This window comes from Paenibacillus sp. CH40 (assembly GCF_024213605.1).
Classification (GTDB): Bacteria; Bacillota; Bacilli; order Paenibacillales; family Paenibacillaceae; genus Paenibacillus; species Paenibacillus polymyxa_B.
Genome location: NZ_JANAVQ010000003.1, coordinates 574,171 through 585,768 on the forward strand (window position 1 = coordinate 574,171; position 11,598 = coordinate 585,768).

Annotated in this window: 10 protein-coding genes; 8 read left to right on the plus strand and 2 right to left on the minus strand. The window is 43.4% G+C overall.

Annotation, left to right across the window (positions count from 1 at the left end; translation table 11 throughout):
* Window positions 1-49 precede the first annotated feature (49 nt).
* The 5 genes from NLX73_RS12595 (at window position 50) to NLX73_RS12615 (ending at window position 5,013) form a co-directional block, all read left to right on the plus strand.
* Entirely contained in the window at window positions 50-778 is a 729-nt protein-coding gene (locus NLX73_RS12595; protein WP_254326321.1) for an SDR family oxidoreductase, read from the plus strand.
* Window positions 772-1,242 (plus strand): MerR family transcriptional regulator, encoded by a 471-nt coding sequence (locus tag NLX73_RS12600; protein ID WP_254326322.1) that lies wholly within the window; start codon window positions 772-774, stop codon window positions 1,240-1,242. Before NLX73_RS12595 ends, NLX73_RS12600 begins: the two co-directional genes overlap by 7 nt.
* An 89-nt stretch (window positions 1,243-1,331) precedes the next feature.
* A complete protein-coding gene (locus NLX73_RS12605; protein WP_254326323.1) occupies window positions 1,332-2,207 on the plus strand; it encodes a GNAT family N-acetyltransferase in 876 nt (291 codons plus the stop codon).
* Window positions 2,208-2,555: 348 nt separating this feature from the next.
* Window positions 2,556-3,677: an RDD family protein gene (locus NLX73_RS12610; protein WP_302055379.1), complete on the plus strand. Its 1,122-nt coding sequence runs from the start codon at window positions 2,556-2,558 to the stop codon at window positions 3,675-3,677.
* A gap of 295 nt (window positions 3,678-3,972) precedes the next feature.
* Window positions 3,973-5,013: a CdaR family transcriptional regulator gene (locus tag NLX73_RS12615; RefSeq protein ID WP_254326325.1), complete on the plus strand. Its 1,041-nt coding sequence runs from the start codon at window positions 3,973-3,975 to the stop codon at window positions 5,011-5,013.
* Between the two features lie 172 nt (window positions 5,014-5,185).
* On the opposite strand, the gene NLX73_RS12620 is transcribed toward NLX73_RS12615, so the two are convergent.
* Both NLX73_RS12620 and NLX73_RS12625 read right to left on the minus strand, forming a co-directional pair.
* Window positions 5,186-6,331 (minus strand): glycerate kinase family protein, encoded by a 1,146-nt coding sequence (locus NLX73_RS12620; protein ID WP_254326326.1) that lies wholly within the window; start codon window positions 6,329-6,331, stop codon window positions 5,186-5,188.
* Window positions 6,332-6,352: 21 nt separating this feature from the next.
* Window positions 6,353-7,648, minus strand: a complete 1,296-nt coding sequence (locus NLX73_RS12625) for a GntP family permease (RefSeq protein WP_254326327.1) — start codon at window positions 7,646-7,648, stop codon at window positions 6,353-6,355.
* Window positions 7,649-7,901: 253 nt separating this feature from the next.
* On the opposite strand from NLX73_RS12625, the gene NLX73_RS12630 reads away from it, so the two are divergent.
* From NLX73_RS12630 to NLX73_RS12640, 3 genes are read left to right on the plus strand one after another with little or no spacing between them, the layout of a single operon-like run.
* Window positions 7,902-8,633, plus strand: coding sequence for a GntR family transcriptional regulator (locus NLX73_RS12630; protein WP_254326328.1), 732 nt, complete (start codon window positions 7,902-7,904; stop codon window positions 8,631-8,633).
* The gene (gntK, locus tag NLX73_RS12635; protein WP_061829763.1) at window positions 8,626-10,164 is read left to right on the plus strand and encodes a gluconokinase; all 1,539 of its coding nucleotides are present in this window, start codon (window positions 8,626-8,628) and stop codon (window positions 10,162-10,164) included. Before NLX73_RS12630 ends, gntK begins: the two co-directional genes overlap by 8 nt.
* A gap of 27 nt (window positions 10,165-10,191) precedes the next feature.
* Window positions 10,192-11,538 (plus strand): GntP family permease, encoded by a 1,347-nt coding sequence (locus NLX73_RS12640; protein ID WP_023991059.1) that lies wholly within the window; start codon window positions 10,192-10,194, stop codon window positions 11,536-11,538.
* Window positions 11,539-11,598: the final 60 nt, after the last annotated feature.

Sequence of the window (11,598 nt, forward strand, 5' to 3'; positions counted from 1 at the left end):
AAAGCATGGTGGCCGCCAAATTCAAGAATAATGAAAAGAGGAATCGCTCATGACTATTGGGAAAACAGCTCTTATTACTGGGGCCAACAAAGGCATCGGGTATGAAACAGCCAGACAATTGGGGGGGATGGGTCTTACAATCCTGATTGGCTCACGGAATGAGCAGAGCGGCCGGGAAGCGGTGGCTAAGTTGGCTAATGAGGGAGTAGAAGCCCGATTGATTTTGTTAGACGTGACGAATCAAAGTACGATTGATTCCGCAGTCCAACAGATCAAACAAGAATTCGGTTCCCTTGATGTACTCATCAACAATGCCGGCATATCTTTAGGAGGAGCCACTCCTCCAAGTCAGTTCTCTTTGGACGATTTAAGAGGAACGTATGAAACGAACTTTTTCGGTTTGGTCTCGGTGACGCAAGCCATGCTGCCTTTATTGCAAGAATCTCCATGCGGTAGAATCGTTAACTTGTCGAGTGGCCTTGGTTCGTTAACCTATAATAGCGATCCTGAGCATGAGCATGCCCAATTTAATTTGCTTGCCTACAATAGCAGCAAAGCAGCGGTTAATATGTTCACCGTCACCCTTGCCAAAGAATTCAAAGACTCACCTCTCAAAATTAATTCGGCTGACCCTGGCTTTACCGCCACTGACTTAAATGGCTTTACAGGACCGGGCTCGGTACAGCAAGCTGCTGCTGTCGTTGTTCGTTTAGCCACTTTAAATAATGACGGGCCGTCAGGAGGGTTTTTCGACTCGAATGGAGAAGTGCCTTGGTAATCGTTACAATTAAGGAGTGGGATACTTTGCAGGAAATTCCGGAGACCATAACCTCTATTAGTCAAGCTGCAGAACTAACAGGTTTAACAGAGGATACCATACGCTATTATGAGCGAATTGGCTTGCTGCCTTATGCAGAACGAAAGGCTAACGGACACAGGTTCTACAGTAGAGATCAGATTCTGGGGATTATCTTTTTGACCCGATTAAAAGCCACTGGAATGACTATAGAGGAAATGAAGCATTATCGAGAACTTTCGATGCAAGGCAACAGCACCATTCCGATCAGACACTCCTTACTTGAAAAACATAATCAGAAGATTCAACAAGAAATTTCCAGACTGATGGAAACCCAAAAAATTATTGAATATAAGCTCAACCATTATCGTGACCTCTCTACCAATCCTGATCTTAGCGACACGAATTGCAACCCTACAACACACAGCACCAATCCCCTTTTTTAAGGGGTTTTTTTATTTTCAGCGGGAGATTGATGGAGCTCCCTTAATTCCCTATAATCCAAATATAGTATGAATTTCTAGGGGGAATAACGGTGATCACCTATGTGAGATGCAATGACGTCAGTATGGAACACATTTTTCAAGCGTTTTCGCTTGGGTTCTCGGATTATTCCATTCGCCTGACCATGGATCAGGACGATTTCGCAGCACGTTTTTTTGGTCCAGAGGGTAATACACGAAATCACTCTTTCCTTGCCATGGATGAGGATCAACCGATCGGCTTAATTCTCGGCGGTGTCCGGCAGTTCGACGGGTACAAGACCATGCGTTGCGGCACGCTATGCATCGCTCCGGCTTACCGCGGTCAGGGGATTAGCAACAAGTTGCTGGAATTACATAAACAAACAGCCATCTCCGCGGGTTGCCAGCAGCTATGGCTCGAAGTCATCAAGGATAATCATCGGGCCGTCAAATTATACGAAAAGCAAGGCTATCAGCCACGCTATACGCTGAAATACTACAACGGCACTCTGCCCTCCGCCCCACCCGCTGCCCTCTCATCTTCGTATATTCTTAAGGAAGTTACATTTGATGACATCGCAGCTTTTCGTAAGACCCTCACCGACTGCCACATCCATTGGCAAAGCGACACACCTTATTACGCCACCAGTACACAGGAAGCCTTTCTCGGCATCTACGAAGTGAATCAAACGTGCCTCGGCATGGTAAGCATGAGTGCTAAGGGCAAAATCAACTTTCTTTGGGTCGATCCTAAGCATCGCAACCAAGGATTAGGATGCACGCTCCTTCATAGAGCAGCAGAGATCCAAAAGATTGAAAAGGTGTACATTTGTCTGTCTGACAATGAGTCTCTTGAAGGCTTTACCCAAAAAATAGGTCTCTCGAAAGACCCCATTGAGCAATATGAAATGGGTATGCCGCTGAAGGTCGATCATGTTGTACAATGATCAACCTTCTTCCTATCCATGCTCCCCTGCTTGATTCACCTACATCTATCATTTCTGAGAACGATTGATATACTCTGATTTGACCAATGCGCACATGTAAAGATCATCATATTTCCCTAACGTAAATTCATATTGAGAGAGGAGCCCTTCTTGCCGAAAGCCTGCTTTTTCAAGCAACCGCAAGGATTGGGCATTCTCTGGCTCTACTAGCGCCTGAATACGGTTCAACGAGAGAAAGGGATATTTATAATAATTTCTTTGTTTATAGAATGTTTTCCTAAACATGGATTATAAAATGACCGTTAATATAAGGAGTGTGTTTTTAATTATTAAGAAGAGGTGTATTTTTTGGACGAACAGCACATATCACACAATCCGCAGGAAACTTCAAGACAGATGTACATTCGGCATGGTCAAAACTATGGGGTAGATCCAAACAGGATGGCGGCGTTATCAAAAACATACGGAAATTCTACTCTGTTTAGACGGTGGGGAGCAACGGTTTTTGATTGCATATTTTTTGTAATCGGATATATTTGTTTTTTTATTTCTGTCATTCAAATAACGGACAGATGGTTTTTACCTTTAGCGATTGCATCCCGTTGTATTCTGCTTATTGCTTTCTTCAGCTATTATTTGCTTTTGGAAGGTTACACAGGCTATACGCTGGGTAAGTTCGTTTTTCGTATTCAGGTGGTTAACGGGGAAGGAAAGCCTCCTGGTTTTCTTAAATCACTCATTCGTACGCTGCTCAGGCTAATCGACACCAATCCATTGCTAATGGGTGGGATACCTGCTGGTATCAGTGTGTTAGTAACTGCATCAAGACAACGAATTGGTGATTTAGCTGCAGGTACATATGTTGTAAAGGTACGGGATTTAGAGCCGATTAGCAAAAAGACAATGAAACGTTCGCTCTTTATATTTTTTACCGCAATGGTGATCTTGGGAGCCTCGTTTGTAAATGCTATTTTTATACTTTCAGACAGTTACGTACCTCCTGAAGTTCCGGTGAGCAAGAAAGAGCAAAGCTATGTAAGTAAAGATGGACGGTTTCAAATCACGGCCCCGCTGGACTGGTCAACAGACCCGGACCGTGAAGGAAAGGCAGAGATTGCAATATTCAATCCGTACATCCAAAAATCCGTTGTGGTACTATCCCACTCAAAAAAGCAATTGGGCAATATAACTCTCCAACAGTATGGTAAGAAAGCTGAAAATAACTTAACCAAAGAGTGGAACCTGTCCAGTGTAGGACCTGTCTCTAACACAACCATTTATGGATATCCTGCCCTTGAGTTCGTGATTAAAGGCAAGAAAAATGTGGACAAATATGTTACCCATGTAGCGATTATTGAGACCGAAAGGAATTACTACCAGGTGCTTGGATATACACCAGCGTCTAAAGATGCCCGTTTAAAGAAAGAACTACACGACATTACCTATAGCTTCCGCGAGGTTCGTCATTAGACAGCGTGGCTGGCAATAAAAAGGATAGACACAAAAAGCAGGTGCTCCTATGAGCCCTGTTTTTTTGCGTACAACTATACTCTTCCTTAGATTACACTCAATACAAAAATATATAACATCGTCTAATGGATTATCATAATACGCTGCAATTTCACATCTATGATAAAATTGACTGACATGTTCGGTAATCCGCCTTATCATATTGTTCAGATGCACAATGAATTGAAAACCCTTTCATTAAGGTGGTACATTAAAATACGCTATTATCACTATAGATAAAGGAGGAATCCGGATTTTGTTTCAGCTCTCCGAAAAACAAGCCCAAGACATCGTAGACAAAATGATGAAGGATATTCCATACAATATCAATATTATGAATGAACGAGGCATCATCATTGGCAGCGGCGAGAGTGAACGAATCGGAACCATTCACCAAGGAGCTGTTCAGGCGCTCAAAACTGGGAAAATGGTTGAAGTGTGGCAGGACGGCCACTATGAGAAAAAGGGAACCAATGAACCGATTGTCATTCATCATGAGTTAGTTGGCGTCATTGGTATTTCAGGCAATCCTGATGAAGTGCGTCCTTTCTGCAATATTGTTAAAACTACGGTGTCTCTCCTGATTGAACAGCGGATCTCATTGGAGCATCTGGCCCACGAAGCCAACCGCAAAAAATCTGTGCTGGAAATGTTGTTAAATCATCAGGGAGCTTACACGCAAAAAATAAAAAAAGAAGCAGCTCAATATCACATTGATTTGCTTCTAAAAACTTCGGCTGTATATGTAAAGTATCTGCCTGCTGATCCAGCTCATTTAGCCGAGTTGTCCAATATATTCATGCAGCATCCGTCCTTTCGTATGGAGGAAGACTGCTATCTCATCCTGATACAAAATCAGGAGCCGACAGACAAACTGCTAGAGCCACTTGTACGCAGCCATCCCGATGTGCTGATTACGGTCAGCAGACAAGAGCACAACATTGCGGATGTTTATATGCAGGCCAAGTCGGCTATGAATGTTTTACTGGCTTTGCGCCCGCCTGTGCAAAAAATTTCTTTTGCGGAAGTCGAGTTTCTGGTCAAATTGAGTCAAACGAACCTGACGAACACGATCTATCTGGTTAGCAAGCTGGAAGATACTGTAGATTTGCTGGATACGCTGCGAAGCTTTATTAACCATAACGGCAGTGTCTCCTTTACCGCAGATGAATTAAATATTCACCGAAATACGCTGCAATACCGCCTGAAGCGTATCCATACCTTAACCGGTAAAGATCCCCGGAACCTCCTTCAGCTTTTTGAGCTTACGCATGGCTTATTGGCACTGTATCAATGAACTCTGTTTCACGCCAGACCATGCGCCAGTAATATCATATTTCCGCTCGCCGTCACTCCCCAATTTCTCAGTCAATCCGGCTTTGGCTAAGTTCGGGATTACAGGCGAGCGCTCGTATTATATCGTATTTGTATGATGCCGTTTTATGTTTATAACCCACTTCTCCATCTGTTCATTTCTCGCTGAACTGAAGTACTCTTGCGATATTCTCGCACGTACGCTCTACGTTTTGCGGCCCTTCGGCCAGCAGCTTACCGAGCTCCGAGGCTCCCGGCACGATGCCAAACACCGCATCTATCCCTTCCTTGTACAACGTGTCGATCCCTTCCCCGATATAACCTGCGACCGCAATGACCTTTTTACCAGACTGTTTTGCCGCCTGAGCTACTCCATAAGGAGTTTTACCGAATTTGGTCTGAAAATCAATACCGCCTTCCCCCGTCAAAACGATATCGGCAGTGGCGAGCTTTTGTTTTAAACCGGTGTATTCAATCACAATTTCAATGCCTTTTTGCAGCGTCGCCTGAGTGAAAATTAATAAGCCCGCACCCAATCCACCTGCTGCGCCTGCGCCTGGGAAATCGCGCACATCCTTGCCCAGCTGCTGCTTCACCACATCGGCGTAATGGGCAAGATTGGCATCCAATTGCTGCACCATCTCCGGGGTTGCCCCTTTTTGTGGCCCGAATACTTGAGATGCCCCATGCTCTCCGCACAGCGGATTTGTCACATCACAGGCTACAATCAGTTGTATCTGCTGCAAGCGGTCATCCAGTGATGAAATATCAACACTGGCCAGCTCGCCCAGACTACCGCCGCCGCGCGGAAGAGTATTGCCTGTTGCATCTAGAAATCTGGCGCCCAGCGCTTCCGCCATTCCTGTACCGCCATCATTCGTTGCGCTTCCACCAATGCCGATGATAATTTTTCGAATTCCCTGGTTCAGACATTCACGGATTAACTCCCCTGTGCCGTAGGTTGTTGTCTTTAACGGGTTTTTGTTATCCTTGTTAACCAGATGGATTCCGCTGGCAGATGCCATCTCGATTGCCGCTGTGGTGCCGTCTCCCAGCAAGCCGTATGCAGCAGTTACAGGTTCACCAAGCGGTCCTGTCACCTCGATATAACGAATCTGCCCGCCTGTCGCATCCACCAGTGACTGCACCGTTCCTTCACCGCCGTCCGCCATCGGTACGTGGACATAATTCGCCGCCGGATAGACCTTGCGCAGTCCTTTCTCCATCGCGATACACACTTCTTTAGCCGTCATGCTTTCTTTAAAAGAATCTGGTGCCAGCACAAATGTTTTCTCTCTCATCTTCTCACCCCATCGTGAATATTAAAGGAAAAATCCATACATAATTGTCGCTACAATTGCCATCGTTCCACCCACAATAGCTTCGTAAGGAATCAATCCCATCCGTTGTTTAATGCTCATTTTCATGCTGTCTGCCGTGACGTGAAAATAGTTGCCCTGCGGCAAGGAATCAATGACTGTAGCTCCTGTATGCACCATCACAGCTGCAGCGAGTGGGGCCGTTCCCATGTTCAGAATGGCTTCCCCAAACGAGCCTGTCGCCAAAATAACGCCCGTCGAGGTGGACGCCGTAGCAGCTGCCATCAGAATACCTGCAAGCGGTGCCAAAAATGTACCGGAAACTCCCGAAGCTTCAATCAGACCAACCACCTGAGCAGACAAGTTGGAGGCAGAGATCAGACCCGCAATCCCGCCTGCACCGATCAAAATCAGCACGGTCGCCGTCATTTTATTCAAACCGGAGGCCGAATACTTCAGGATATTGCGCCCTTGTCCCATGGCCAGCATACCCACAATCCCAGCGATCGGCAAAATGTACATCGCATCCACCTTGAAATTCGAAAGTGCTTCAATACCAGAGATGGAACCAATCGGGTTAATCATCAGCAAAATAACAGCTACCAGCGGGGCTACAATCGCCCGTCCCAACGCCGGGTATTTCGATGTATCGACATCACTGTCCATGATATCCTGGTCGGACACCTTAACACCTTTGGTCTTCAACATAGATGCCACCAAAACAGTCATGATTAAACCGCATATCGCAGGAACCACACCCGCCAACATCACGTGGCTTAAATCCAGATTAAATCCGCGCGCCGCTGCAATCGTATTAGGATTGGGAGAGATGATGTTCCCCGCTTTTCCGCCTCCAGACAAAGCCAACAGGAGCGCCAGCTTGGAAATCCCCATTTTGTTACCGACCGACAATGCAATAGGTGCCACAATCAGCACGGCAACGGGAATAAATACACCTACCGCCGTAATAATCATCGTCGCCAAGGCTAGTGCGAGTATCGCTTTACTGCCGCCGAACTTCTTTACAATAGCCTGCGCAATCGTCTCCGCCGCCCCAGATTCCATCATTACGCCTGCCAATACACCTGCGGCAAGCACACGAATGACCGTCCCCATCACACTTTGCGTACCGCTTATTAACACGCTGATCGTCTGTTCCAAGTTGGCTCCGCCCAATAAAGCGCCTACAATAGCTCCCAAAAATAAAGCGTAAACCGGATTCAGCTTTCTTAATATCAGAATAATTGCAATAGCCAGCCCTGCCAGAGCTCCTATCCAACTGATCGTCAATCCTTCCATCTGTCTAACCCCCCGGGCAATTTTTGATTACGCTTTCATTATATCGATTGCCGCACGTTAAAAATATTGAAGAACAGACGAAATTGATTGTGCATTTGAACAAAAAATCCGAACAGGATCTATGTCTTAATATACAATTTTCATTTTATGTATAGTGGCGTTACAAAACAAATTTAATGTATACGCTTGCAAATTTAAAATTTCAGATTATAATACCTGTATACAAGTATACTTGATTAATTGAGAAGGTGAAATGATGGTCGAATCAGAATTCCTATATCCCTCCAAATGGCTTTTAAAAGCCTCTGCTGGTGATCGCGTAACATCCGAGCTTAGAATGCGCATTATTTCTGGCGGGATTGAAAGCGGTACCATATTGTCTGAAAATAAACTAGCTGCTGATTTCACTGTAAGTCGCTCACCCATTCGTGAAGCATTAAAAATACTGGCATCCGAAAATATCATTCGATTAGAAAGAATGGGAGCCGTTGTTATTGGTTTATCAGAAAAAGAAATAGAAGAAATTTATGATGTCCGTCTGCTCATAGAATCCTTCGTATTTGAACGTCTTGTAAAGATGGACACTAATGATTTGGCGAAGGAACTTAGTAAAATACTCGAAATGATGAAAGTTGCCGTCAAATATAATGATGCTGATGAGTTTTCATATCAAGATGTCTTGTTCCATGAAACGATTATTCGTGCAGTCAATCATTCACATATTCTGATGATCTGGAATAATTTAAAGCCTGTTATGGAAAGTCTCATTCTTTTGTCGATGCGTATGCGTTTCACTGAAAAGTATGAAGATTTTACAAGGATTATAAACAATCACGAACTTTATATTGAAGCAATCAAAGTAAAAGATAGAGACCTTATGATCAAGTCTTTACATGAAAACTTTGATGATGTTCAAGGTAAAGTAGAAGACCTATGGATGTCACAACAAATGCTATCTAAAGGAGTAGTGCAACAAAATGACTAACTATATGTTAGGTATAGATATCGGAACCACAAGTACGAAAGCCGTTCTATTTAGCGAAAAAGGCGAAGTCATCCAACAAGAGAATATTGGATACCCGCTTTATACACCAGATATAGCGACAGCTGAACAAAACCCAGAAGAGATTTTTCAGGCTGTCCTGCAAGCCACTTCGAATATCATGAAACATCACTCACAAAAAAAGCTATCGTTTGTTTCATTTAGCAGTGCCATGCATAGTGTCATTGCGATGGATGAAAATGACCGCCCACTGACGTCTTGTATCACTTGGGCAGATAATCGAAGTGAAGCATGGGCACATAAAATAAAAGATGAGCTGAATGGCCATGAAGTCTATAAACGAACAGGAACACCCATTCACCCCATGTCACCCTTAACAAAAATAGCTTGGATTGTGAATGACCTTCCTGAAACCGCTGTCAAGGCTAAAAAGTATATCGGAATTAAAGAATATATTTTTAAAAAGTTCTTTGATCAATATGTAGTGGATTATTCCCTAGCTTCTGCCATGGGTATGATGAATCTAGAAAAATTAGATTGGGATGAAGAGGCATTAAAAATTGCTGGTATAACCCCTTCTCAATTATCTGAGCTTGTGCCAACAACCAGGATATTTACCAACTGTAATTCAGATTTAGCAAAAAAGATGGGGATCGATCCACAAACATCGTTTGTCATTGGAGCTAGCGATGGAGTCCTTTCTAATCTAGGTGTAAATGCGATACGAAAAGGCGAAGTTGCCGTCACAATCGGGACAAGCGGTGCCATTCGAACCATTATAGACAAGCCTCAAACAGACGAAAAGGGAAGAATATTTTGTTATGCCTTAACAGAAAAGCACTGGGTTATTGGGGGGCCGGTGAACAATGGCGGGATGGTCCTTCGCTGGATCCGTGACGAACTTGCCTCATCAGAAGTAGAAACAGCGAAAAGACTAGGAATTGATCCATATGATGTACTAACCAAGATTGCTGAACGTGTAAGACCAGGATCTGACGGATTGTTATTCCATCCATACCTGGCTGGTGAACGTGCGCCATTATGGAACCCAGACGTACGTGGCTCATTCTTCGGTTTAACGATGTCACATAAGAAAGAACATATGATTCGCGCAGCCCTAGAAGGAGTCATTTACAATTTGTACACCGTATTTTTAGCATTAACCGAATGTATGGACGGTCCTGTGACCCGAATTCAAGCTACTGGAGGCTTCGCAAGATCAGATGTTTGGCGGCAAATGATGTCTGACATATTCTCATCTGAAGTCGTCGTTCCAGAAAGCTACGAAAGTTCTTGTCTAGGAGCTTGTATTTTAGGCTTGTATGCCACCGGACAAATCCAGTCCTTTGAAGTCGTTTCTGAAATGATTGGCAGTACCAACAAACATACACCAAAAGAAGAAGCGACCAAGGAATATAGGAAATTGCTGCCGATTTTCATTAACCTATCCAGAGTATTAGAAGATGATTATACACGGATTTCCAATTATCAAAGAAGCTTAATTAAACACTAAAAAGATAAAAAGCAGGGGGTAATTACAATGCCATTAGTTATCGTAGCAATTGGAATTTTAGCATTATTAGTTTTAATAATGGGTTTCAAATTGAATACCTTTATTTCATTAATCATTGTATCGTTCGGCGTCGCTTTAGCACTTGGAATGCCATTAGAGGAAATTGTCAAAACCATCGAAGCCGGATTAGGCGGAACACTTGGCCACTTAGCGTTAATCTTTGGACTTGGAGCGATGTTAGGTAAGTTGATCGCTGATTCTGGTGGTGCTCAACGAATTGCCATGACCCTCGTAGACAAATTTGGTGAAAAAAATATCCAATGGGCAGTCGTAGCTGCTTCATTCATTATCGGTGTGGCGTTATTTTTTGAAGTAGGATTAGTATTGTTAATTCCAATCATATTTGCCATTTCAAAAGAATTAAAGGTTTCTATTTTATATCTCGGGATTCCGATGGTTGCAGCTTTATCCGTAACACATGGTTTCTTACCTCCACATCCAGGGCCAACAGTTATTGCTGGTGAATATGGCGCGAACCTTGGTGAGGTTTTACTTTACGGTTTCATTATTGCCATTCCAACCGTTATTTTAGCTGGACCTGTATTTACTAAGCTTGCCAAAAAACTCGTACCTGCATCATTTACGAAAACCGGTAATATTGCCTCTTTAGGTGAACAAAAAGTATTTAAATCCGAGGAAACTCCGGGATTTGGTATCAGTGTATTTACTGCAATGCTTCCTGTTATTTTAATGTCTATTGCTACGGTTATTACTTTGCTTCAAAAAACAATGGGATTTGAAGATAGCAGTTTACTAGCAGCGATCCGTTTTATTGGTGATGCATCAACTTCCATGTTAATTTCCTTACTGGTAGCTGTCTACACCATGGGAATAGCACGAAAAATTCCAATCAAAAATGTAATGGCATCTTGTACAACGGCTATTACTCATATTGGGATGATGCTCTTAATCATTGGGGGTGGCGGAGCCTTCAAACAAGTACTGATTAATGGCGGCGTAGGTGACTATGTAGCTGAATTATTCAATGGAACTACATTATCACCCATCTTACTTGCCTGGATTATCGCTGCAATATTACGAATTTCCTTAGGTTCTGCAACTGTTGCAGCTTTAACAACCGCTGGTTTAGTTATTCCGATGTTAGGACAATCCGACGTTAATCTTGCTTTAGTTGTGCTTGCAACGGGAGCGGGTAGTTTAATAGCTTCACATGTTAACGATGCTGGTTTCTGGATGTTTAAAGAATATTTTGGTTTAAGCATGAAAGAAACATTTGCAACATGGACATTACTTGAGACCATCATTTCTGTAGCTGGATTAGGATTTATTTTAGTACTAAGTTTATTCGTATAAATCATGATTCCCGGGCGGTAGATCCCCCACTTATTTTTCTTAGAATCTTCTAAGCCTATA